20 protein-coding genes are annotated in these 25,458 nt (G+C 52.9%); 2 read left to right on the top strand and 18 right to left on the bottom strand.

The genetic code is table 11. The features are described 5' to 3' along the window. Positions 1–305 precede the first annotated feature (305 nt). From mukB to cmoM, 4 genes are read right to left on the bottom strand one after another with little or no spacing between them, the layout of a single operon-like run. Positions 306–4,745 carry a chromosome partition protein MukB gene (mukB, locus tag WCT94_RS09910; RefSeq protein ID WP_336869395.1) on the bottom strand — a complete coding sequence of 1,480 codons (4,440 nt, stop codon included), beginning with the start codon at positions 4,743–4,745 and terminating at the stop codon, positions 306–308. 19 nt (positions 4,746–4,764) lie between these two features. Then, positions 4,765–5,487: a chromosome partition protein MukE gene (mukE, locus tag WCT94_RS09915; RefSeq protein ID WP_010277044.1), complete on the bottom strand. Its 723-nt coding sequence runs from the start codon at positions 5,485–5,487 to the stop codon at positions 4,765–4,767. Beyond that, a complete protein-coding gene (gene mukF, locus WCT94_RS09920) occupies positions 5,468–6,793 on the bottom strand; it encodes a chromosome partition protein MukF (protein WP_336869396.1) in 1,326 nt (441 codons plus the stop codon). The genes mukE and mukF overlap by 20 nt, the downstream gene beginning before the upstream one ends. Continuing rightward, positions 6,790–7,575: a tRNA uridine 5-oxyacetic acid(34) methyltransferase CmoM gene (cmoM, locus tag WCT94_RS09925; protein WP_336869397.1), complete on the bottom strand. Its 786-nt coding sequence runs from the start codon at positions 7,573–7,575 to the stop codon at positions 6,790–6,792. Before cmoM ends, mukF begins: the two co-directional genes overlap by 4 nt. Before the next feature lie 166 nt (positions 7,576–7,741). Between cmoM and elyC the strand changes: the two genes are divergently transcribed. After that, on the top strand, positions 7,742–8,590 hold the full coding sequence (gene elyC / locus WCT94_RS09930; protein ID WP_336869398.1) for an envelope biogenesis factor ElyC: 849 nt from the start codon (positions 7,742–7,744) through the stop codon (positions 8,588–8,590). On the opposite strand, the gene WCT94_RS09935 is transcribed toward elyC, so the two are convergent. From WCT94_RS09935 to WCT94_RS09990, 12 genes are all read right to left on the bottom strand, one after another. Further along, entirely contained in the window at positions 8,542–9,435 is an 894-nt protein-coding gene (locus WCT94_RS09935) for a YcbJ family phosphotransferase (RefSeq protein ID WP_336869399.1), read from the bottom strand. The two genes, elyC and WCT94_RS09935, sit on opposite strands and share 49 nt — an antisense overlap. A 280-nt stretch (positions 9,436–9,715) precedes the next feature. After that, on the bottom strand, positions 9,716–11,029 hold the full coding sequence (pelN, locus tag WCT94_RS09940) for a pectate lyase PelN (protein ID WP_336869400.1): 1,314 nt from the start codon (positions 11,027–11,029) through the stop codon (positions 9,716–9,718). A gap of 311 nt (positions 11,030–11,340) precedes the next feature. Further along, positions 11,341–12,093 (bottom strand): 3-deoxy-manno-octulosonate cytidylyltransferase, encoded by a 753-nt coding sequence (gene kdsB / locus WCT94_RS09945; protein ID WP_319847492.1) that lies wholly within the window; start codon positions 12,091–12,093, stop codon positions 11,341–11,343. Further along, entirely contained in the window at positions 12,090–12,272 is a 183-nt protein-coding gene (locus WCT94_RS09950) for a Trm112 family protein (RefSeq protein ID WP_005967647.1), read from the bottom strand. Before WCT94_RS09950 ends, kdsB begins: the two co-directional genes overlap by 4 nt. Positions 12,273–12,384: 112 nt before the next feature. Continuing rightward, a complete protein-coding gene (lpxK, locus tag WCT94_RS09955) occupies positions 12,385–13,386 on the bottom strand; it encodes a tetraacyldisaccharide 4'-kinase (RefSeq protein WP_336869401.1) in 1,002 nt (333 codons plus the stop codon). Then, on the bottom strand, positions 13,383–15,131 hold the full coding sequence (gene msbA, locus WCT94_RS09960) for a lipid A ABC transporter ATP-binding protein/permease MsbA (protein WP_336869536.1): 1,749 nt from the start codon (positions 15,129–15,131) through the stop codon (positions 13,383–13,385). The genes lpxK and msbA overlap by 4 nt, the downstream gene beginning before the upstream one ends. Positions 15,132–15,168: 37 nt before the next feature. After that, complete coding sequence (locus tag WCT94_RS09965) at positions 15,169–17,442, bottom strand: ComEC family protein (protein WP_336869537.1); 2,274 nt, start codon at positions 17,440–17,442, stop codon at positions 15,169–15,171. Positions 17,443–17,821: 379 nt separating this feature from the next. Continuing rightward, positions 17,822–18,139 (bottom strand): PTS system regulator TmaR, encoded by a 318-nt coding sequence (gene tmaR, locus WCT94_RS09970; RefSeq protein WP_039276381.1) that lies wholly within the window; start codon positions 18,137–18,139, stop codon positions 17,822–17,824. Positions 18,140–18,269: 130 nt separating this feature from the next. Further along, complete coding sequence (locus WCT94_RS09975) at positions 18,270–19,028, bottom strand: iron ABC transporter ATP-binding protein (RefSeq protein ID WP_039300599.1); 759 nt, start codon at positions 19,026–19,028, stop codon at positions 18,270–18,272. After that, positions 19,025–20,032 (bottom strand): iron chelate uptake ABC transporter family permease subunit, encoded by a 1,008-nt coding sequence (locus WCT94_RS09980; RefSeq protein ID WP_336869402.1) that lies wholly within the window; start codon positions 20,030–20,032, stop codon positions 19,025–19,027. The genes WCT94_RS09975 and WCT94_RS09980 overlap by 4 nt, the downstream gene beginning before the upstream one ends. Then, a complete protein-coding gene (locus tag WCT94_RS09985) occupies positions 20,019–20,981 on the bottom strand; it encodes an ABC transporter permease (RefSeq protein WP_336869404.1) in 963 nt (320 codons plus the stop codon). The genes WCT94_RS09980 and WCT94_RS09985 overlap by 14 nt, the downstream gene beginning before the upstream one ends. Before the next feature lie 21 nt (positions 20,982–21,002). Further along, positions 21,003–21,968 (bottom strand): siderophore ABC transporter substrate-binding protein, encoded by a 966-nt coding sequence (locus WCT94_RS09990; RefSeq protein WP_336869405.1) that lies wholly within the window; start codon positions 21,966–21,968, stop codon positions 21,003–21,005. Positions 21,969–22,256: 288 nt separating this feature from the next. On the opposite strand from WCT94_RS09990, the gene sbcB reads away from it, so the two are divergent. Continuing rightward, positions 22,257–23,684: an exodeoxyribonuclease I gene (gene sbcB / locus WCT94_RS09995; protein ID WP_336869406.1), complete on the top strand. Its 1,428-nt coding sequence runs from the start codon at positions 22,257–22,259 to the stop codon at positions 23,682–23,684. A gap of 135 nt (positions 23,685–23,819) precedes the next feature. Here sbcB and WCT94_RS10000 read toward each other — a convergent pair whose 3' ends face one another. Further along, positions 23,820–25,190 carry an APC family permease gene (locus WCT94_RS10000; RefSeq protein WP_336869407.1) on the bottom strand — a complete coding sequence of 457 codons (1,371 nt, stop codon included), beginning with the start codon at positions 25,188–25,190 and terminating at the stop codon, positions 23,820–23,822. Then, positions 25,180–25,386 (bottom strand): hypothetical protein, encoded by a 207-nt coding sequence (locus tag WCT94_RS10005; RefSeq protein WP_336869409.1) that lies wholly within the window; start codon positions 25,384–25,386, stop codon positions 25,180–25,182. Before WCT94_RS10005 ends, WCT94_RS10000 begins: the two co-directional genes overlap by 11 nt. Positions 25,387–25,458 lie beyond the last annotated feature (72 nt).

Genomic DNA, 25,458 nt, shown 5'->3' on the forward strand with positions numbered 1-25,458 from the left:
TTTTCCATTGTAGAAAACGATAAAGAATGAAATATGATCGTTTTTATATCGCGCCCGTTATTTACGGTCGCCACTGTACAATATACAACCGCAAATCCTTCCGCAGCCTGCCATCGTTTTACCGTCAGTATATAAAGAGAAAAATATTTTTGCTTCTTCTTCTGGTTATTATCTTTCGAGCTTGATGAACTTATTCACTGTCAGCATTCTTTTTACGTAAAAATAAAGCCGCTTAAAAAAGCGGCTTTATCATTATAGAGGAAAAGAGCAGTAAGGTTTGCTGCGATAAACGTTATCGCTCCCCACTATGAGGCTTGCTCCTGCGTCTCAGGGGCTTCTGCTCCAAAACCACGCAGCCCGACTACATGGACGTGCTCGTTGTTCTGGTAGACTTTACGCACCAGCTTATAGGTGGTCCCTTTCTCAGGGCTGATATTTTCCGGTGCTGCGATAACCAACTGCATTTCCAGACGATCGCAAAGCTCGAACAGCGTGGCGATCGATTTGGCATCCAGACGCGCGGCCTCATCGAGGAAGAGCAGACGACACGGAATAATATCTTTGCCACGCAGACGCTTAGACTCTTCTTCCCAGCTCTGCACTACCATGACCAGAATCGACATCCCGGTACCAATCGCTTCCCCGGTAGACAGCGCCCCACTTTCCGCTCGCAGCCAGCCATCCGCACCACGGTTAACCTCAACTTCCATTTCAAGGTAGTTGCGGTAGTCCAGCAGCTCTTCGCCGATCGTTTGCGGCGTGCGCTGCCCCATATCAATTTCAGGATTCAGGCGTTGATACAGTTTTGCCAACGCTTCCGAGAAGGTCAGGCGGTTGCTGTTAAACAGATCCTGATGCATTTCCTGCTGTTCGGACAACACATTGAGCAGCGTGGTATGCGTTTCCCGCACGTTGACGTTGAGACGAACACTCTTCACCTGACCAAACGCTACCGCTTGCAGCCCCTGGTTCAGCATACGAATACGGTTCTGCTCACGCTGGATCGTTTTACGAATGATGTTTGCCACGCTGCGTGAACTGATGGCCAGCATCTGTTCACGCGCCGTTAGCTCTTCCGTCAGACGGTTAAGCTCGATCTCCATCTGCTCAATCGCCTCTACCGGGTCATCAGTGCGGATAATATCCTGACGGATACGCTCGCGCAGGTGCTGGTAAACGGCAATGTAGAACTGGATCTTGCGCTCCGGCCGCTTCGGATCTTCGGAAAGCCGCAGCACATCGCGCAGATGTTCGTTATCTGCAACCGCCAGACGCAGCGCCCCCAGCGCCTTATCCGACATGGAACGCAGTTCATCGCCTTCCATATAGGCGAGCTCACGACGGTGCAGGCGACGCTCAACGCCGTTGTCTTTCACCAAACGCATGACCGCACACCAGCCTGCTTTCGCCGTAACAACCTGCTCACGCATCTGGTGATAATCACGCTCCAGCTTGCGCAATTTCTTCTGCAAACTGTCCATTTCGGCTTCACAGAACGTAATCTGTTTTTCCAACTGATTACGCCGCGAGCGGTTGGTGCTTAATGCGGCATGCAGCTCATCACGGCGCTGACGGGCGCGCGCTTCGGCGTCGGCATCCGCACGTACGCCGATATCCTGAAGCTCTTGCGTCAGCTCCTTCAGCATGTCCTGCTTGGCATCGTAAGCGCTCTTCAACGATGCCTGAACCTGACTGTACTGCGTCAACTGAGCCTGATGCTGGCGGAGCTGTTCGCGTGCTTTTGTCCGTTCCGCCTCAGCCAGTTCCAGACGATGGCGCAGTTTGTCATTCAAACCGGAATTTTCACCCAGCATGCCGGCCGAATCGGCATAGCTGAAGTGCGCACGACGCTGTACAACTTCGGTCAGCGAAAACGCCTGCTGTTTTGCCTGGCGCTGCGCGTTCTGTGCCTGAGCATAATCTTCCTGCAACTGCTCATGCTGCTGCGGGTCACTTTGCAAGACAGAAACCAGCGGTTCCAGCTTAGCCAGTGTCGCACCGTGCTGTTGAATGAAGCGGGCAGATTCTTCAGTCTCATCCAGCTCCGCACGAATCTCCTCCACGCGATCCTGCAATGTATCGTCGCACAGCAGGCTAATACGCGGGATCAGTTTATTCAGCTGTACGCTGGCTTCTTTCGCTTGTTCATATTGCTGACGTTGCTGCTGGTTCTCACCATCAAAGCTGGCAATCGCACGATCCAACTCGCCGCGACGGGAACTGAGTGTACGAATTTCCGCTTCGGGATCTTCATCAAAAACGACAGCCAGATGTGTACCGATGAACCGGCTGAAGGACTGGTGCAAGCGCTGCGTTTTCTGCACGTCAAACGACAGCGTCGCGTACTGCTCGGCCAGCGTTTCGCGCTCATCACGCAGGCTTTCCAGACGCATTTCCCGCGCGGCGCGACCAAACAGCGGCACTTCCGGGAAGCGGGAATAACGCCACTGGCGCTCCGCGACTTTGACGACGACGGCGCGTTCCAGTTCTTCAACGGCAAATACGCTGTCATCAAACGACTGCGGATCCCCCTCGATCAGATACAGATCTTCCGGGCAATCTTCCAGACCAGCAAGCTGTTCACGTACCAGCGAGAGATCGGCGACCACAATGGCATGACGGGACGGGCCATAAAGTGCCGAGAAGAACGGCGCATCATCCAGCGTCACGTCATCATAAATTTCAGATAGCAGCACACCGCCAAAGCGTTCCGCCAATGCGTTTAAGCGCGGATCTTCGGAACCACCCGGCTGACTCAGTCGCTCAATCTGCGCTTCAATCTGCCGTTTGCGGCTAGCGATATCGTCACGCTCAACGGTCGTTTCACGCTCACGCTCAAGCAACTGCTGCATGAATTCCGTCACCTGACGGCTATCTTCAAACGTTTCGCCGCTTTGCTCGCTCAACTGCGTCAGCATTTCCTGCGCAGCCAGCCAGACAGGCGCACGCGTCGTCAGCTTCTGAATACGCTGCTGGATTTGTTCCAGCTCCTGACGCAGCGCCATGCGGCGTTCACCCGCCTCCGCCACTAGCGACGACAGGGTTTCGATACGGGCATCAAGCTCTTGCTGGAGCGACTCCAGCTCTTCCGGCTGATAATCCTGACCGTTACGCTTGCTGAAATCCTGCAATAGTCGCTCGGCATCCTGCTGTTCACGCAGGCGCTGTTCAAGCTCGGACAGGCGCATCCGCAACGGCTGTACCCGCTCCGCCTGATAGCGTTGCGAAGAGCTGTCGCGCAGCAAATCACGTGCGACCTGCCAAGCTTCGTTACGGTTAACCGCACCGGCTATCTTGCTCACCAGTTGATAGGCTTGTTCAAACTGGCCGTGCGCCGCATCGGCGACGCTCAGTTTCTGCTCCAGCATCAGCAGAATTTCTGTCGCTTCCTGCTCTTTGGCCTGATAACTGTCCAGCCACTCGTCCGCGTTATCTGCCGTTAAATCCGGCAACTGGCACAATGTGCGAGCGCGCTCCAACGCCTGTTGCGCCTGCTGGTACTGAATGGCACGCGTTTGCTGTACATCCAGCGCCTGCTGATAATCGGCAAGCTGGCTTTTCAGTTCATCCACTTCCAGCTCAGCAGCATCGGCGCGTTCTTCGTTTTCCGCCTGCTGCTCACGCGCTTCTTCTACCACCTCGTTCTGTTCTTCAAGGCGATAGCTTAGTTCTTCCAGATCGGCGTTATAGCGCTCGATTTTTTCCTGCTGGCGCATCGCGGTTTGCACCAGATTCAGGTGGTCGCTGGCTGCCTGATAATCCGTTTCCAGGTCGCCTTCCGCACCGCTCTGCTCAGCGAGTTCTCGCGCCATTTCCACATGACGGTACTGTTCGCTCGACAGTTGCTTACGGCTGGAGAACAGATCTCGGCGCAATTCCAGCGCCCCATCAAGATGGATGCGTCGCTCATTGGCATGACGCATATAGTCAGCGGCAACATAGGACGTCGCTTCGGAAATCAGGTGTTTAAACAGATCGCGATCGGACTGGGTGACTCGAATCGCTTCCAGCGTCATGCGGTTTTCACGCAGCGCCGCTTCCATATCCTGAAACGCTTTACGCACGCCGCTGTTTTCCGGCAGTAAATAATCACGCAGCGAGCGAGTAATGGCGCTGGAGATACCGCCGTACAGCGAGGCTTCGATCAGGCGATAGAATTTGCTACGGTCAGAAGCAGAACGCAGACGACGCGGCACCACGCCCAAATCAAACATCAGCGAGTGATAGTCGGTGATGGAGTTAAACTGCTTGAACTGAACGCCTTCCATTTCCTCAACGCGATCTTTCAACTCCTGCAACGAGAGCACCCGTGCCTGACGATCGCCGACCACCTGCGTCAGGATTTGCGTCGGCTGTATCGCCGTCGGTAATCCCTGAATGGTGAAAGGTTTGATATCGACTTTACGATCGCGCCCTGCAACCTGTTGGAGGCGAACGCCAACCAGCACGCGCTGATGACGCGAGTTAACGACATCCAGCGTGGAGTAGCAGACACCGGCACGTAATTTACCGTGCAGACCTTTATCGCGAGAACCGCTAGTGGCACCGGCTTCGGTGGTGTTTCTGAAGTGCAGCAGCGTCAGGTCAGGGATCAGCGCCGTAATAAAGGCGGCCATCGTCGTGGATTTCCCGGCACCGTTACCGCCGGATAGCGTGGTAACCAGTTCATCCAGATCGAAGGTGCGGGCGAAAAAGCCGTTCCAGTTGACCAGCGTTAGTGAGCGAAATTTACCGCGTTCAATCATTCCTGTTCATCCTCAACACTTATTCATCCTCGCCCGTTTCTGGCGCGGTATCATCGGTGCGATCGTTATCGTCGCTGTCATCTTTCAGCGACAAACTACCTTCAACAGGCATCGCTTCACCATCGCGAATCATGCGTAGCTGTGCTTCGCGGGCATCATCGCCGCTGCGCACATCAGCCCCGAAGCGGAATACCGATTCGGTAATTCTGAATTTGCTGCTGTCATTCCCCATAAAGTAGATCATGCCTAGCCGACGCAAGCGGTTCAGCGAGGTTCTGACTTTTTCCTGCAACTTTTGGCGATCCAGATCGGAACCGGTAGAGCGCTGGTTAACCAACTTCAACAGCTTGCTTTCATCCGCCAGACTCAGCAGCTCTTCATACAGTTCCTGCTGGCTGAAAATGCCTTCGTGCGCCAAACGCTCCGGGCTCAGGTAGAGATAGCAGAGAATTTTCCCTACCATCATATCCAGCTCGGACAGCACCGAGCGAGGGATCAGCGTGGTGGAACGCGGACGCAGATAGAAAAAGCCTTCTGGCGCGCGGATCAACTCCACGTTGTAGCGGCTGTAGAATTCCTCCAGCACTTCCTGAAAATCCATCAGAAATACGTGGTTCTCCAACTCTTCAATGCCAATATGACGCCCGGCGCGCAATTGGCTGTCCAGCGCAGGAAAGAGGTTATTCGACAGCGCGGTTGCCAGCTTCACTGGCATAAATTGTTCAATATTTGTCGATGACATGGGCCTGCACCTTGGCTCCGTAATCATTGATCGCCTGCCACAGTGCAGGCAATCCGGTGAAATCTGTTTCGGCTACGCCCAGACGTACTGCCTGGTCGACCACGATTCGGGCAACATCAAAATGCCGCGAGCGAGGATGCTGCGCGAGGTATTCACGCATCACTTCCCCCAAGTCCAGCGGAATCTGTTGCGCTTTATATTTATGCAGCGCCTGCTCGACCAGCGCGATCAACTGCTCGCGCATTTCACTAAACTCTTCGTATTCCAGCTCCGGCGGCAATTCACCGGTTACTTCTTCACTACGTAGCGTCAGCTCTTCGTCACGCATATCCAGCAGACGATCCGCGTTGGCGAACGTCAGCGCCCAGGGGCTATCGAAATAGCTCTGCACCGACTGACGCAAGCGCTGGGCAAAGACGCGGTTTTTATCCATATCAATCGCGGTACGGATAAACTTATGTACGTGACGGTCGTAACCAATCCACAGGTCTATCGTTTGCTGTCCCCAGCTCACAATACGATCGAGCTTGTTTTGCAGGTCAAACACCAGTTTGTCGACAGATTCCAGATTATGCGCATTATTCATAATCGCATCCTGAATGCTCAACAGGCTCGCCTGCAACTTGTCGCCCGCGGCTTCCAGCGTATCCTGCAATTCACGCAACGTAGACGAGGTTTCCGTCAGCAGTTGTTCACAACTGCTGATCGCTGCCCGCCAGTCCTGATTTAACAGCGCCGCGATATCGTCTTTCACACCCTGCTGCTGCTCATCCATCACGCGCTGTGACAGATCGATACTGTCAAAAATTTCAGCGACGGAATATTTCAGCGGCGCAAACACGTTGCGATGCCAATGGAACTCATCGCCGCCTTCTTCCGCTGCATCGGCCGCACGGCCTAACTCCTGCGCCACGATAGAAAGCTGCATAGAAAGGCGTAGCGTCGAGAACTCACGCTGCCGGATGTAATAATCGGTAATGCCAATCCCCAGCGGCGTCAGACGATAAATCGCATTGCCTTCCGCCTGTTCGCTGGTAAAACGGTTAAGCAACCGCTGGCGCACCAGATCGTTAATCGCGTTATTGGCGCGAACAGTAATGGTTTCGTTCGTCTGATCAAATCCCTGACTCACATGGCGGAAGGCATCAATCAGCTCACCTTCACTCATTTCACCATCCATGCGCTCGCCGTTAAGGGTGGCGATCGCCATCAAAAACGCCAGGCGTTCGGTGGGGAGGGAAATGGAGAAATCGTTTTTTCGTGCCCAGGCGACCAGTTCGGGTACAGTCTGGGAAAAATCACTCATAATGCATCCTTCAAATCGGGTTTATGCGCCATGACATGGATATAACGACCCAAACTCACAAAAGGTTCTTGCCGACAATACCGCTGTTCGAGTTCCAGAATGTCGGCAAACTTATCAATTTGCTGCTGCTTATTCTGCAGGTAGTCATGAAACACACGCACGCCAGTTTTTCCGCTAATGGTCAGCCCCATTTCATCAAGCCAGCCGTACACCTCTTGCGGATCCAGCGGGTGATCTGGCGATAGCGAACGCCGCTTGTTCTTCGGCATGCCGGCCTGAACATAATCAAAGTTGCCCAGCACCATGTTACGCATCAACAGCCCATGATGGTTATAAAACATCAAAGACAGCGCGCCCCCCGGCGACAGGCAATCATACAATATTTTCAGCATCTGCTGCGGTTGCGCGACCCACTCCAGCACCGCGTGGAACAATATCAGATCGGCGGGGCTTTCCATATATTGCGCGATATCCTGCGCGGCACACTGCACAAAACGCATATTATGGGTAACGCCCTGCGCTGCTGCCGCATTTTTGGCGCGCTGAATCATCTCATCGGAAACATCGCACAACAATACCTGATGTCCTAAAGCCGCCAGACGACACGCCATCTGCCCTTCACCGCCCCCCGCATCAAGGATACGCAACGGCCGTGCCGGAAGCTGGGTCAAAAGCTCGCTAAGATCCTGCCACAATACCGCCAGCCGAAGCTTCCCCTTCGTTGTGCCATAGATATTCTGAGCAAATTTTTCGGCGATATCGTTAAAATTGCGATCCTGCATCAGTCATTGTTCCGCATCATATAAACGGGGGAGCTCGTGCAGCATATGTCTGCGCGATGCGATTTTTCCAGCCTGCCATTTTGGCACAGGCTGGCTTAGAATAAATGGCCTTACCGCATGATATCTTCCCGGATGCGGGTTTTTCACTCAAAAGGAATGCAATTTTATGCTTTTCACACTCAAAAAGTTCGTCGGTGGCCTTCTGCAGCCTCTGCCATTGCTATTGCTTCTGATGGGTGTCGGCCTGCTGCTGCTCTGGTTTACCCAACGGCAGCGCACGGGAAGAACGATAATATTAGCCAGTTGGCTGGCGCTTATTCTGCTCAGTCTGCAACCTGTCGCCGATAGGCTGTTGTTACCACTGGAATCACACTACCCGACCTGGCGGCAAACGCCGCAGGCGAGCAAAGCCGACTATATCGTCGTGCTAGGCGGGGGGTATACCTATAACGCGGAATGGGCACCCAGCTCCAATCTGATCAGCAACAGCCTCCCGCGCGTGACGGAAGGTGTCCGCCTGTATCATGCCAACCCCGGCGCAAAATTGATTTTTACCGGCGGGGCGGCACAGGGTAACCCTGTCAGTAGTGCGAAAACCGCGGCGCTGGTAGCAGAGAGTCTGGGGATTCCGCAACAGGATATCGTCATTCTGGATACGCCAAGGGATACGGAAGAAGAAGCGGCGGCAACCGCCAAGATTGTTGGCGATCGCCCTTTCTTATTGGTGACCTCGGCCAACCACCTGCCTCGCGCCATACGATTCTTCCAGGCTCAGGGGCTGGCACCAATTCCGGCTCCGGCGAATCAGATGGCGATCACGTCCGCGCTCAACCCGTGGGAGAAAATTTTTCCATCCGCTTACTATTTATCGCACAGCGAGCGCGTCTGGTATGAAACACTTGGTCGCCTCTGGCAAGCGCTGAAGGGAACCTCGACGACACCGCACAACGCCGAACAGCCACAGACTCATTCCAGCCAAGGGGACAGCTCTCGGGAAGCCATATCAAAGAGCTGACGGTCTAATTGGCCCGTGTGAATATAGCGGGCCACGGCTTCCCAGATAGCATACAACCAGCGTCGGTAGACAAAGGACTCGGCGACCGGCGCCTGTTTCAGGTAGTGATAAAGCAACTGCTCCGGCATGCCGGATTCACAAAGCCGGAAGAGTTCATACTCTCTGGGCGCCCACAGCATCATGCCTGGATTAATCATCGCCAACAGTTGATCGCTACGCGCGTCTTTCAACATGCTGCGCAGCGAAAGGTTGCCGTGAACCAGTACACAGCCATCCTCGAAATCTTCAAATAGCATCGCCAAACACTGGCGAGAACGATAAAGTACGCCCCGATCTTGTTGCGTCAGCTGTGGCGCACTGACGTTGAGTAACGTCGACCACAGCACTTCCACACGCTGTTGGTACCAACTGACCCAATCGTTGTCCTGTGTGCTATCGACAGAACCAACACAACCATGACTATCAATGCGGTGCCAGGCTAATATGCTTTCAACAATCTGATCCATCAGCAGCGTCCAGCGCTGGCCGCTTCGTGGTGGCGCCTCCACCGACACACCGCGCAAGCGCTCAATCAGCAACAGCTCCCGATAAGGCTGCTGTTGCGTCAACACCAACCCGTAAACAGTTGGTAAACGGACATCCCCCTCACGCGCCAGCATCGAGAGCTTGTAGGCTTCCTGCTGAGCCACCCCCTGGCATACATAGCTCTTAGCCAACAAGGGTATCGCGTTTCCTTCTTTATCATACAAGGCATACAGATCTGCATAGGGCTGTTCGCTTATACGCTCAAGCCGGCTGAGGCTTTCCCCCAACACCGTGCTAAGCTCCGATTTCAACTGTTCCATAAACAGCTATACCTCCGTTGAGCCAAATGACTCCATCCACCATGATGCGGCGAGCAGGCGACAAATACTTCAACGCAGATCAAATATACTCGTCATACTTCAAGTTGCATGTGCGTTGTTTAAAGCGCTAACGTTTTGTCCTGAAACTCGACTTAGTTAGAGTATAAACGGGGATCAACTCCGACAGGGAACACGCCTTGCCAGAGTTGTTGCAGCGATGTTCCCTGCTGACGAGCAGGGAACATTGTGAGTGACAGGCTAGTGAATTAATACGCCGCCATTATTCGCGTTCAAAGGCACCCAGATCTGGCGCTGAACCTTTGTAAGGCAGTTTGACATCCCCACCCTTGTTGATTAGCGCACTACCCGACGCAAGATGCAGACTCTTCAGTACCGGCAAGCTGCCATCTGCCTGACGCGGTGCATCCCATCCGGTCACGGACACGCTCTCGAAATCAGAATCTGATACCGCAATTTTCAGATCCCATGAGTTATAGCGCATGTTCGCTCCATCGGAGAACGACAGGTCTTTACCGCCATGAGAAACGTTATTGCGTAGCGTACCTAATCCAATTGCTTTTCCGTTTGCATCAATACCGCGGATATTAAAGTTGGGGTTATTTTTATAGCCAGTGTTGTTAAAGAAATCGTTCGCTACCGGATGGTGGTTAGCATAAAAACCGGCTGCTTTATTTAAAAACGCAACCGAGTTACGCACGGTATGCTTCACCGCATTTGCCACATAAACGCCACCGTAGCCACCGATTTTAAAGCCATTACCATTACCTGCTGGCAGCGACTGCGTCGTTCCCGGCAAATAACCGTGTGACCACGCCCAGGAGTTTTCAATCAGCACCGGAGAATAGGCATTAATTAAATCGAAGCCATCATCCGAGTTTGACCATGCCCGGCAACCGCGGAAAATATTACCTGGTTGATTAGCCGGAATATGCGCACCAAATCCATCACCACTTTGACCAGCGCCATTAGAGGTTAGCGGATCGTAATTATGGTGGGAGTCACTATTCAATACCAGGTTATATCCCCCACGCTGGATAAACAAACCCGTACCCATAATATGGTGGATATTTAACTGTTCGAATATATTATTGCTGCCCCGAATCCACACCCCCCAGGATTCATGGTTAAGGTTATTGCGCTGCGGGACACCGGTTATTTCCAGTCCTTTCAGAGAGATCCAATCTGCCACAACGTTGAAGCCTTTGACGCGGCAATCATCCTGCATCTGACTGAAATCAAACACGGGCACTTCTCCGCTGTACGCCCAATACTCAATGCGCTTACCTTCAGTACCGCTCTTGTTCAGCGTAATCGCGTTCACCACATCAGTACGCGTTGCACAGACGTTCAGCCCCTTGGTAAACACGTAGTTACCGCCACGGATCCACAGACGGTCACCGGGATTTAATGTTTTCTGCGCGCGATCGATCGTTTTCCAGGGGGAGTTTTTACTGCCGTTATTCGCGTCATTACCGTTGGGCGCCATGTAATACACCGCCGCGCTGCTGCTGGCCGCAGCTCCCATCAGCATACCGCCGAGAAAAAATTTTGCGATATAACGTTTAGCATTCATATCATTACCATCCTTAGTTGAAATAACAAAAACGCCATGCAAAAACATGGCGAATTGATAGTAGCATTTAAATATGAAAATAAAAGTTCCACTCGCTATTCATCAATTCAGAATGAAAATAAATCGTCTATGGAATAAAGCGGTACAGCGTAATTTGAGAGTTTTTAAGAATACTTATCTAAATAAGTGCTAAATCATTTAAAAGATAATATGTCGTATAAAGAAAAAACGTCATGGGAAAAATCTATTCCGGTAAGAATAGATTCCCCCATGACGTATTTATCGCAGCATAGCGTGATAGGGCTTACAGCTTACTGATTCGCCATGACGTGCCGCACACGGGCCAGATCTTCTGGCGTATCCACGCCGACGCTAGGCACCGCTTTCGCAACCGCAACGTGAATCTTCTCGCCGTACCACAGCACGCGCAGTTGCTCCAGTAATTCGATTTGCTCCAGTTGGCTCGGGGCCCAACTGACATAACGGCGCACAAACCCCGCACGGTAGGCATAAATGCCGATATGACGCAGGAAATGATCGCCAATGGTTTCTTTCGACTGAGCAAAACGCTCTCTGTCCCAAGGAATCGTCGCACGGGAAAAATACAGCGCGTATCCCTCGGCGTCGGTAACCACTTTTACTGCATTCGGGTTGAATGCTTCTTCGCTGGTTTCAATCGGCACCGCCAGCGTTGCCATTCCCGCTTTACTGGCTGCGAGGTTTTCTGCCACCTGACGAATGATCACGGAAGGAATGAGTGGTTCATCGCCCTGAACATTAACGATGATGTCATCGTCGGTAAAACCGTAGCGCTCAATGACTTCAGCCAGACGCTCCGTGCCGGAATTATGATCGGCGCGGGTCAGGCACACTTCACCGCCCGCTTGCCGCACAGCCGTTTCAACATCAGGATGGTCGGTAGCGACAATAACGCGCTGCGCACCCGATTCCAACGCCCGTTCCATCACATGGACGACCATTGGTTTGCCATTGATGTCCGCCAGCGGCTTACCGGGCAGTCGGCTTGACGCAAAACGCGCAGGAATGATTACGGTAAAGGTCATTGCGTTATCTCGTCCGCGCCGAGTTTACGCGCCTCGTTTTCCAGCAACACAGGGATGCCATCACGAACCGGATAGGCCAAACCATCGACCTTGCATATCAGCTCCAGTTTCTCTTTATTAAAATACAGCCGACCATTACAAACAGGGCAGGCAACAATCTCAAGTAAACGGTGATCCATGCTTCCTCCATCTTTGGCCGATCGATGATCGGCATGCTCTTTCTCGCTATGGCAGCGATCTACTATGGCGATACCTTCAGGAAGATATCTAAAACCGTGGTACAGGTTCGATTTATGTTCTATTACTAGTATGCCGTTTAATCACATTTTCCAGTTTATCGAGCAACTGCGTGCTGTGGGGCTCAGCCAGCACGGCATCAACGGGCAGATACCACCAGTTACCCTGAGCAAATGCCTTACATTTTACGGCATCTTTTTCCGTCATCAGCAGCGGCTGTGTCGCATCCTGAGTCAACGAGCTGAGCTGTTCTGGCTGGTATGATTGATGGTCAGCAAAAGCAATTTCACGTGCAATGCTGACGCCAGCCTCACGCAGCGTAGCAAAAAAACGCGGTGGATGTCCGATGCCCGCCATCGCGACCACATCCTGCAACTGACTCAACGGTCGGGACTCACCAGAAAGTAAGTTAACCGCCATACCCGCGGTTAATGTCATGCCTATCTCGTTTGCTCGCGGCGTACCGCCGTTAACAATGACTGCATCCACCGAGGCCAGACGGCTTTCTCTTTCCCGCATTGGACCTGCGGGCAGCCACCATCCATTGCCAAAACGCCGCACTCCATCAATCACAACCAGCTCAATATCTCTTTCCAACGCATAGTGCTGTAATCCATCATCGGTGATCACCACATCTAGCGTGTGCTGCGCCAATAACGCACTCACGGCATCCCGGCGACGAGGGGCCACCGCAACGGGCGCGCCAGTGCGCTGAAAAATCAGCACAGGCTCATCGCCAGCCTGCGCCGTCGTCACTGCTCCATCCAGCAGCAGAGGATAATGTTCAGCTTTCCCACCGTAACCACGTGACACCACGCCGACACGATAACCTCTGCGCTGTAGATGCTCGACAAGCCAAATGACCAGCGGAGTCTTCCCGTTGCCGCCTGCCGTCAGGTTTCCTACAACCACGACAGGAACGGGAGATCGCCAGCTTTTCCGCCACCCCAGCCGATAGCTCTGGCGGATCAGAAACGTGATGAATCCGTATAGCCATGAAAACGGCAGCAACAGCCAATAAAGCCGCGAGCGACCAGACCAGATACGCTCAATCATTCGCCAAACTGCATTCTGTGTAGCTGGGCATAAGCACCATTCGCCGCCAGTAATGCAACATGGTTACCACGTTCAATGATTCTGCCATCTTCAACGACCAAAATCTCATCCGCTTTTTCAATCGTGGAGAGACGGTGTGCAATCACCAGTGAGGTACGATCTTTTTGCAGTTCGTCTAATGCCGCCTGAATCGCGCGTTCCGATTCCGTATCCAACGCCGATGTGGCCTCATCCAAGATCAGGATCGGGCTATCGCGCAGCAAAGCGCGGGCAATCGCGATACGCTGCCGCTGTCCGCCAGAAAGCATCACGCCATTTTCACCAATGATCGTATCCAAACCGTGTTCCATCTTATTGATGAAATCCATCGCATAGGCCATTGTCGCCGCACGCTCAATTTCTTCACGGCTATAGTGTTCATTGCGGGCATAGGCGATGTTGTTCGCTATCGTATCGTTGAACAGATGCACGTTTTGAGAAACCAGCGCCACCTGATTACGCAAAGACGACAGGCGATACTCGCGTAGATCGTGCCCATCAAGCAGAATTTCTCCTGATTGAATATCGTAAAAACGCGTGATCAAACTGGCAATCGTTGATTTACCCGAACCAGAGCGCCCAACCAACGCCACCGTTTTCCCCGCTGGGATATGCAGATTGATATCCTTCAGCGCCAGATTTTCTTTCCCAGGATAAGCAAAATTCACCTGACGGAATTCGAGTTCGCCTTTCGCACGCTCGATTTCGCGTTTACCCGTATCGCGCTCCTGCTCCATATCCAGAATCGCGAACAGCGTCTGGCATGCAGCCATCCCGCGTTGGAACTGCGCGTTAACGTTAGTCAGTGATTTTAACGGGCGCATCAGCGCGATCATGGAAGAGAACACCACCGTGATCGTCCCGGCAGTCAACGTTTCCATTACGCTAGGAAAGCTGGCGGCATACAGAACAAATGCCAGCGCCAGAGAAGCGATCAGTTGGATGATAGGATCGGAAATGGAGGAGGCAGATACCAGTTTCATTCCCTGTTGGCGCATCCGGTTGCTGACCTGATCGAAACGTTTAGTCTCAACATCCTGGCCGCCAAACATCAGCACTTCTTTGTGGCCTTTCAGCATTTGCTCCGTGCTGGTGGTGACGTGCCCCATGGTGTCCTGCATATTTTTACTGATACTGCGGAACCGTTTAGACACCACGCGCATAGCGATCGACACGATCGGCGCAATCACAATCAGAATGATAGACAGCTGCCAACTGTAGTAGAACATCAGAACGAACAGGCCGATAATCGATGCCCCTTCCCTGACAACCGTCACCAACGCGCCGGACGCAGAGGCCGCAACCTGTTCTGAATCATAAGTGATGCGGGAGAGCAGCGTCCCGGTTGATTGCTGATCGAAGAACGACACCGGCATACCCATGATATGGGCGAAGAGACGGCGGCGCATATTCATCACCACTTTGCCTGAAACCCAGGCGACGCAGTAGCTGGATATAAATCCTGACACCCCACGCAATATCATAAGGCCAATGACAACCAGCGGCATCCAGATCAATACGGCACGTTCCGCCTTGCCGAATCCGTCATCTAACAAGGGTTTAAGCAGAGAGAGCATTAATGTATCGCTGGCGGCGTTAATAACGAGAGCAATCGCAGCAACACCAAGCCCTGCTTTAAAAGGAGAGATCATCGGCCAAAGGCGACGGAAGGTCTGCCAGGTGGAGAGATCTTTATCATTCAGCATGTAGTAAACCTGAAGCGGAAAGAAATAGCCGACTATTTTACTCATTATACCGCCCTACGCCAAACCACTGATGATACCAACGAGGCGATATGTGATCCCTGAACCGTAGAATGTGCCATGAATCGCTGAAAAAACGCGCACTTAGCTGACCAAATGATGCGGTATCAAGCCATGAGTAACCATATTGTCGATATCGTTCGACAATCTTTACTGAAGGCAGCCGCCACGGGTTATAGCGTGCCGCCGAGGCGATAACGAACTCGGCATTAACTGCACGAATGAAGGGAGGCGAGGAGGATGTCTTACTGCCATGATGAGGGATTTGTAACAAATTCGCACGCAGGTCACTGCGTTCTAACCGAATCAGCGCCCTTTCCGCATCCGATTCCAGATCGCCCGTTAATAAAACACGGTATTTACCATCATCAACGCGGATCACACAGGAGTGGTTGTTTTCCGCTCGTTCAACGAGTGCTGGCGGCCACAGCACGGTAAACGTGAGATCCTGCCAACGCCAACGCTCACCGCGTAGACAAGAGCGATGATTAATCGCGTTGGTGGCGCTATATGTCGTAGCTTCAGGGTAGGCTTTCTGTAGCGTCTCCAGTCCCCCGATATGATCCATGTGGCTGTGGCTCAGGATAATGTTTTCCACGTCGACGCCCCGCCAGCGTAAGTAAGGCAGAATTTCTCGCATCGCCATATCGCCCCCTTCCCAACGGTTTCCCGTATCGTACAGTACCGCCTTTCCACGTTGCTCAATCACGATGGCCAGACCATGCCCGACATCCAGCATGTCCACACGCCAATCCGGTTCATCGCTCTTTATGCGGAAGGCCAATAAAACCAGAATCAGCACGCCGACACTCGCCGGATGAATACGCCACCAGCGAAAGCGCCATATGACAACGGCTCCCCACCCCGCGACGCTTCCTAGCAGCAGTGATGCATCAAGATATACCCAACCCGTTTGCAAATACGTCAGCGGTGCGAACACCACACGCAGCGAAACATCCGCCAGCCACCAGAGCATGCCGCTCAGCGGCGCGAATGCCATCGTGCTCAACGCCAGCAAAATAAGCGGCGTCGTCACGAACGACACTAAAGGCACCGCCCATAGATTGGCCGGCAGAGAGGTAATGCTAAAACCGTGGAAAATATGAAGCTGCAAGGGCATCAACAGCAGAGTGATTCCCGTTTGCAGGTGGATCCAACGTAGCCAGAACCATCGGCGCCGCGTCTGTAATCGATGAGGAAGCGGTGCCCACTGAAACCAGAAAATCAGCGATGCCACCGCGAGGCACGATAGCCAGAAACTGTCTGACAGCACGCTCAACGGATCGCTGACCAGAATCAGCGCAACGCACCATAGCCAGACCTGCCAAGCTGAACAGTTAACGCTCCACACTTTTAAGCAAACCCACACGCTAAGTGCCAGAGCAGATCGCACCGCAGGAGGGTTTCCTCCTGCCAGCCAGACATATCCCCAGGCAACCACCGCGCTCGTGAGCAATGGGAAACGATAGCCAATCCACTGAACGGGAAAGCCATACTGCAACACCCGCGCCATTCCCCAGCCAACCAGCCCCGCAAGCACGATATGGAGGCCGGAGATCGCCATCAGGTGCATCGTCCCGGTATTCTGAAAGAGCGCCTTGAGCGCTGAGCTAACCGTTTTCATCTCGCCGAACGTCAGCGCCAGTAAAATAGAACGCCACGGTAACCCCTGCACCTGCTGTTCCGCCTGGGTGATCGTACGCTGGCGGAAATCACAGCGGCTATCAGCCACCTTTGCCACGAGTACACGCCCCGATAGCGGTTGCCGTTTGGCTATCGCCCAGCGCTGGCTATCAAAGCCACCTTCATTTAGCCGACTATGGATAGGTCGAAAACTGGCGGTTATCGCCCAGCGTTGGCCGCCGCACCAGTTTTCCATCGCTGGTGATACGGTCAGTTGTGCATACAGCGGCGGGAAGATTCGCCGCTGATTGATCTCTTCCAGCCGAACCGTGATCCCCTCATCCCCGTGTTCACTGAACCGTATGCTGCTTATTGTCACGACAGCATTAACCGAATCCTGCGTGAAACGATCGATTTGTAGCAGCAGGGTTTGCGCATTCAACGCTGCCCAACAAAAACTCACGGCAACAAGGGCGACAAACCGTACGCTTGCATGACGATATCCACCCAATACCACACAGATAGATAGCCCCACCCCCCACCACAGCAGTGTTTGCGCTGGGAGCTGCGGCAAAAAAAGCAGCGGCAGGATACCCAGCACGCTGGCCCACGCCAGACTATTTACTGACATCATCCCTTTTTTTACTGATATCGTCCCTTGCCATGACACATCCTTCCCTCGTTCCCTGTTGTTCGCTCAGGAATGTTGCAATAACTCAACCTCATGCAACAGAACGAAAAATGCAGGTAGGAAAACGCCTCGCAAGAAAGTGATTAACTTGCGAAAAATGGCGTTCGGCGTGCGAGCTGGATTCCAATTTTGGGGGCGTTTGACATCATCAGCAGCGACAAAATCATTAACAGTCACCACCGACGGTCAAACAAGCGGATAAGCAAAAAAGCAGGTTGTGGCGCAAAAGCCAAAAGAAAAAGGACCGCAGAAGCGATCCTTTTACAGTAGGAAATAATTTACAGCAGAAAGCGGTTTTACCGTAAAACGGGGCGTTACGTTACTTAACTTCGCCCATCGCTTTCAATTTCTTGGACAGTTCACGGCGTTCTTTCGACAGATCCGCGTTCTTGATGATGTAGTCATCAACGCGATCTTCATAATCACTGCGCATGTTGGCGATGATATTTTGCACGTCCTCAATGGACATACCCGGTTTCAGATATTCGCTCAGGTTGTCCAGCAGCAGAACGCGCTTCTGGTTATCGCGAATTTTCTTTTCGTTGTCGACGATTTCACGCTGAAGTTTGTTTTTACGACGAAACATGCGCACGAATTCCAGTACATCCTGGAAACACGGCTTAGTGTCCTTATCCATCTTTTACCCTTACCTTAAGTCATACATAAATTCTTTATGCATTCACCATACAGGTTATACCCAGCGTCTTTCAAGCAGTGCTTACGCCCTTTGCGCTAACACCCCGCTGAGCGGATAATCTGTCATCAAACTAGCGGTAATATACCGCGATACGCTGATTATGAACCTCTTCGATGGCAACTTCAGTATCGAAAATATCTTCCAGGACGTCGGACACCATGATGTCCTCTGGTTTTCCCGTGTAGATAATCTGTCCTTTACGCATCGCAATAATGTAGTCCGAATAGGCAGAGGCAAAGTTGATATCGTGGATAACCAGCACGATGGTTTTGCCTAGCTCATCGGCCGCACGGCGAATCTGTTTCATCATCGCCACCGCGTGTTTCATATCCAGATTATTCAGCGGTTCATCCAGCAATACGTATTCGGTGTCCTGACACAGCACCATCGCGACATAAGCACGCTGCCGTTGACCACCGGAAAGTTCATCTAAAAAACGATCTTTCAATTCAGTCAGATTGAGGAACGCCAACGCGGCGCTGATGCGCTCACGATCGTCAGCGTTCAACCGCCCTTTGGTGTAAGGATAACGGCCAAAACCTACCAGCTCTGCCACCGTTAAACGGCTGGTAAACTGGTTTTCCTGCCGCAGCACGGACAAACACGTCGCCAGCTTGTCGCTTGGTGTTGTCATCACATCCATGCCATTAACTTTTACCTGTCCGCGATCCGCTTCCAGCAAGCGGCTGATGATGGACAACAATGTCGACTTCCCTGCACCGTTCGGGCCGATAATCGACGTGACGCCGCCGCGAGGCACCGTCGCCGTGACATTATTTAATACCGTCACGTTATTATACGTTTTAGTTACATTGCCGATCTCAATCACACGGAAACCTTTTTCAGTAGCAACACAATGAACAGCGACCCACCCACAAATTCGATAACGACCGACAGCGCCCCGGACATATCCAGCAGATGCTCAAGCACCAGTTGTCCGCCAACCAGTGAAATGACACCCAGCAGGAAAGCCGCTGGCAGCAACAGGCGATGCTGGCTGGAGCCAATCACTAAATAAGCCAGGTTCGCGACCATAAAGCCTAAAAAGGTGAGCGGGCCGACCAACGCCGTCGAAATGGCGACCAGAACGGAAACCAGCAGCAGAATGATCGTGACACTACGCTTGTAGTCAATACCAAGATTAATCGCGTTGTTACGTCCCAGTGCCAACACATCAAACCGGAAACGCATGCGCCAGATCACCACCGCGACCACCAGCGTAATCACAACCGACAGCGCCACCAGTTCGGGGACAGTGCGGGTGAAGGTGGCGAACATTCGTCCCTGTAAAATAGCGAATTCCCCGGGCGTCAGCAGACGCTGCATTAAGCCCGCCATGCTGCGAAACAGCGTGCCGCAGATAATCCCGACCAGTAGGACCAGGTGCAAATTATTGCGGCTGCCGGTAAACAGCCAGCGATACAGCAGCGCAGAGAAGAGAATGAGCAGCAGCGTCTCAAGAACGAATTTGCCTTCAACACCCAGCCCCGGAATGCCGCTAATGCCGAAAACAAACACCAGCGAGGTCTGAATCAGGATAAACAGAGCCTCAAATCCCATAATCGACGGCGTCAGCACCCGGTTATTCGTCACCGTTTGGAACAACACCGTGGACGCACTGGCGGCAAACGCCACCAGCAGCATCGTTGTCAGCATCAGCCCGCGGTGCGTTAAAATATAACGCAGGTTGCTGCCCAGATTGATGGTCATGAACAGCACGATCACCACGGCAGCGGCACCCGCCAACCACATTAGCCGCTGCGTCGGTGATAACCCTGTACGTTTTTCGCTGACGGTTCCGGTCAGCACCGTATTACGTTCATTGACTGACATGGCGTTTCTGGCTTAGCAATAGGAGAAGGAAAACGGCAGCGCCAATGACACCAAGAATCACGCTCACCGGAATCTCGAAAGGATAGCGAATCACGCGGCTGATAATATCGCAGCACAGCACCAAGCCGCCGCCGAGCAGGCACACCCACGGAATCGTTTTGCGCACATTGTCGCCCATTATCATGCTGATCAGGTTCGGCACGATCAGCCCGATAAACGGCAGGCTGCCAACCACCACAACCACCACGCCGCTGACAACCGCAATAATGCACAGCCCCATCAGCATTACCTGCCGATAGTTAAGGCCGACATTGACGGAAAATTCACGCCCCATACCTGCGACAGTGAAACGGTCAGCGATCCAGCAGGCCACCAGCGTTAATATGCCAACCAGCCAAAGCAGTTCATAACGTCCTTGCAGAACACCGGAAAAGTCGCCCGATTCCCAGTTGCCAAGTGCCTGTAACAGATCAAAATACATCGCGCCAAACGTGGTAATTGAGCTAATAACCGCGCCCAGCATAATGCCGACCAGCGGCACCACCAGTGCGGATTTCAGCACAATCCGTTGGAGCAGCATCATGAACAGGAAAGTGCCCCCCAACGCAAACAGACTTGCCACCACCATCTTGGTGAAAATCGTCGCGCTGGGCACGGCGATCATCACCACCAGCAAACCTAAGCTGGCCGACTGTGTCGTTCCCGCCAGAGACGGTTCAACAAAACGGTTTTGCGTCAGCAGTTGCATGATGAGACCGGCAACACTCATGGCGCTGCCAGCCAGCAGCAAAGCCAACGTACGGGGAACGCGGCTGATAAAGAAAATATCGCGCATTTCCGGGTCGTTCCAGACGGCCTGCATCGTCAACTGCCCTGCCCCAACAAACAGGCTGACAACAATCATGCAGGCCAGAAACACAAGACCCAGCGAATAATAAAAAGACTTCATTGGTTCTGCCGTAATCTGCCGTTATTTCTTATCCAGCGCGTCGCTGACGGTACTCACCAGGTTTTTATAGCTTTGCAGCCCCCCGGCGATATACAGCGATGCTGAATCCAGGTAGATCACGCGATTATTTTTCCAGGCGTTGGTTTTGTGAATCAGCGGATTATCCAGCACCTGCTGGGCAGATTCCCCACCCGGGCGACCAATCGCACTGTCACGGTCAAGGATAAACAGCCATTCCGGGTTCACGTTCAGTAAGAATTCTGAGGTCACCACGTTGCCGTGGCGCCCGGATTCCGGGAACTCGGTCGCAGGTTTGAAACCTAATTCATCAAACACAAAGCCAAAGCGCGATTTAGGCCCATAGGCAGACATTTTTCCACCGCTGACCATCAGAACCAGCGCATTGCCCGCATTTTCCGTTTTGGCGCGCGTTTGAGCGATCTGCTGTTTAAAGTCACCAATCTGTTTTTTCGCTTCTTCTTCTTTGCCGAAGATGGTGCCCAGTTGCTCGATGCGCTGGATGAAGCTCGTCATAAACTGGTGCTCATCCACATCCATCGAAATCGTCGGTGCAATACCGCTCAGCTTGTCGTAGGCATCACGCGTACGCCCACCGGCAATAATCAGGTCAGGTTTAGCGCTGCTCAGCGCTTCATAGGCTGGTTCAAACAACGTCCCGGCGTTCAGGTAAGCATCACTGTTGTATTTTGATAAAAACGCAGGCAACGGCGTGCTGCTTTTCGGTACACCGGCGATCCCCTCGACTTTCAACGCATCCAGCGTATCCAATGAGGCAGGATCAAACACAATCACTTTCTTCGGCGGCTGTGGAACCTGTGTGGTGCCCTGCGCATGCTCAATGCTTACCGTGTGACTTCCCTCTGAAGACGATGCCTGCTGATCGCAGCCAGCCAGAACAAACATAGATGCCAGTAACGTCGCCTTCACTGCAAACGCCGCATTTAATCGCACCGCATTTAACCGCATAAGTGTGTTCTCCATTTTGCTGTTTGTTGCCGAACGCTACCCCGCAGCGTGTTCTACGGGGTAATAAAGAATTTAATTATCATTCGCATTAAAAAGAAAATTGTAACCGAATGGACACAGTCATGCCTAGCGATTATGTCTACTCGTCTATTGATGTACGTCAGAGAAGTGATGCAAATCAGGAAAGCGCCACAGGAAAGTCGATTAAATGGTATCCTTGCCGTTTTCCAGACTGTTTTGCCTGATTTCAGGTTCAGCGCATACACGTAGCTAAAGCTAACTGCATATATGGCCGAGAAAACACAACCCACTTTTTTCATACACGACTACGAGACATTCGGTAAACATCCGGCGCGCGATCGCCCCGCGCAGTTTGCGGGTGTCCGTACCGATATGGATTTCAATATTATCGGTGAGCCGCTGGTCATTTATTGTCGCCCGGCCGATGATTACCTGCCGGAGCCGGAAGCGGTGATGATCACCGGCATTACTCCGCAGGTCGCGTTGGCAAAAGGCGTCAATGAGGTGGAGTTTGCTCGTCAGATCCACGACGCGTTCAGCGTGCCCAGCACCTGTATTATGGGCTACAACAACATTCGCTTTGATGATGAAGTCAGCCGGAATATTTTCTACCGTAACTTCTACGATCCTTACGCTTACAGTTGGCAAAACGGTAATTCTCGCTGGGATTTGCTGGATGCGCTACGCGCCTGCTATGCCCTACGGCCGGAAGGCATCGTCTGGCCTGAAAATGATGACGGCCTGCCCAGCTTCCGCCTTGAGCACCTGACGAAAGCAAACGGTATTTCGCACGAGCAGGCGCATGATGCGATGTCCGACGTTTATGCCACCATCGCCATGGCTAAACTGTTTAAGCAGGCACAGCCCAAGCTGTTTGAGTACCTGTTCACGCTGCGTAACAAAAACAAAATTTCCGCGCTGATTGATATTCCGCAGATGAAACCGCTCGTGCACGTGTCTGGTATGTTTGGCGCGGCAAGGAGCAACACCAGTTGGGTGGTACCGCTCGCCTGGCACCCGGACAACCGTAATGCGGTCATCATGTGCGATCTGGCTGGCGATATGACGCCGCTGCTGGAGCTGGATAGCGAGACATTGCGTGAACGGTTATACACCCGTCGGGATGCGCTGGAAGCCGATCAGAGTGCGGTTCCGCTCAAACTGGTGCACATCAATAAGTGCCCGGTCTTAGCGCCAGCCAATACCTTACGACCGGAAGACGCGGAAAGACTGGGCATCGATCGTCAACGCTGTCTGGACAATCTGGCGCTGCTGCGTAACAACGCGAGCGTCAGGGAAAAAGTGGTCGAGCTGTTTGCCGAAGCGCCCGCCTTTGTCGCGTCTGATGATGTCGATTTACGCCTTTATGATGGCTTCTTTGGCGATGCCGACCGCATGGCGATGAAGATTATTCAGGAGACCGCCCCGCAGAATCTCCCCGCGTTGGATCTCACATTTGCTGATAATCGCCTGGAACCGCTGTTTTTCCGCTATCGCGCCCGCAATTTCCCCGGCACACTGGATGACCGTGAACAGCAACGCTGGTTGCAGCATCGGCGTGCGGTATTTACACCGGAACGCTTGCAAGACTATCTGTCAGAACTCAGCAATCTGTATCAGCTTCATGAAGACGATAAAGAGAAGATGGCGCAGTTAAAAGCCCTGTACGCTTATGCGCAGAAGCTGGTGGGATAACGAGTAAGAAACATAGAGCACGTGCTTCAACGTTGCTGACACAACGGCCGTAAGGGTAGCGGCCAGAGATGGCACACCATAAAAAAAGCGGAGCACACTGGCTCCGCTTTTTCTTTCATGCAAGTTGTCGGTGGCTTACACCGGCTCTTCACTGCATTGCGGTACTGGCTGACGGAAGCTGCGCGTCACAAACGCCAGATAGAGTAACCCGATCGTTGCCCACACCAGACCCAGCGTCATCGAGCTGGCTTCCAGATTCACCCACAGCGCCCCTACCGTCAACGCACCCAGCACTGGCAGCACGAGGAAGTTAATGGTGTCTTTCACGGTACGGTTACGACGTTCACGAATATAGAACTGTGAAATAACCGACAGGTTCACGAACGTAAACGCCACCAGCGCACCGAAGTTAATCAACGCGGTTGCCGTCACCAGATCGAACGACACTGCAGACAGTGCGATCACGCCAACCAGCAGGACGTTCAGCGCTGGCGTGCGCCATTTCGGGTGAATATAGCCAAAGAAACGCTCAGGGAACACACCATCGCGCCCCATCACATACATCAGACGGGAGACACCAGCGTGGGCGGCCATACCGGATGCCAGCACGGTAACGCAGGAGAACACCAGAATAATAGACTGGAAGAATTTACCCGCAACATACAGCATGATTTCAGGCTGAGACGCATCCGGCTCTTTAAAGCGGGAAATATCCGGGAAATACAGTTGCAGGAAGTACGCCACGGCAACAAAGATCACGCCGCCGATCAGCGCCGTCAAGAAGATGGCTTTTGGAATCACCCGACCGGCATCCTGCGTTTCTTCCGACAGCGAGCTGATGCCGTCAAAACCCAGGAACGAGAAGCAGAGAATGGTTGCCCCGGTAATCATCGGCACCACGTGCGCGTTCTCAGACCAGAACGGACGCGTGCTGGTCAGCGTACCCGCACCTTCCCCCAGATAAACACCGTGGATCACCAGACCCAGGAACACCGCCATGATAGCCACCTGTACCACCACGATAATGGAGTTCAGGTTAGCCACCAGATTGATGCCACGCAGGTTAAACAGCGTCATCAACCCAACCAGCGCCGCGACAAAAATCCATGACGGCACGCCGGGGAAGATCGCTTCCAGATAGATTTTCGCCAACAGAATGTTGATCATCGGCATGAACAGATAGTCCAGCAGTGATGACCAGCCGACCATAAACCCAACGTGTGGGCTGATCGCTTTTTGCGCATAGGTATAAGCAGAACCCGCAGACGGGAAACGTTTTACCAATTTGCCATAGCTCAGCGCCGTGAACAAAATAGCGACCAGCGCAAATGCATAGGCGGTCGCCACATGGCCGTCGGTCAGGCCAGATACGATACCGAAGGTATCAAAAATGGTCATCGGCTGCATGTACGCCAGCCCCATCATAACAACGGGCCACAGCGTAAGCGTTCTTTTTAACTGGGCACGTTTGGCGCCAGCGTTAGGCAGAGAGGTATCAAGCGACATGGCGTACACCTCCGTTCATTACGGCAGGAGCATACGCACCGGATACAAATGAATGGATACAGGGCTCGCCTGAATCACGATGAGAAGAGGTAGCTGTAACAGCACCAGAAATAACTTGCGACGGCGTCGCGCCATAACCAATACCTTTGCAGCCCAAACCGGCGGGCACCGGTGCGAAACTTACTGATTGCCCCATCTTTCCTTTCCTCACTGTGCTCACAGGCACACACAAAATTATCTATCCGGATCGTTGTCCGGCCTCTTTGGT

Source organism: Pectobacterium sp. 1950-15 (assembly GCF_037136835.1).
In the GTDB taxonomy this organism is placed as follows: Bacteria; Pseudomonadota; Gammaproteobacteria; order Enterobacterales; family Enterobacteriaceae; genus Pectobacterium.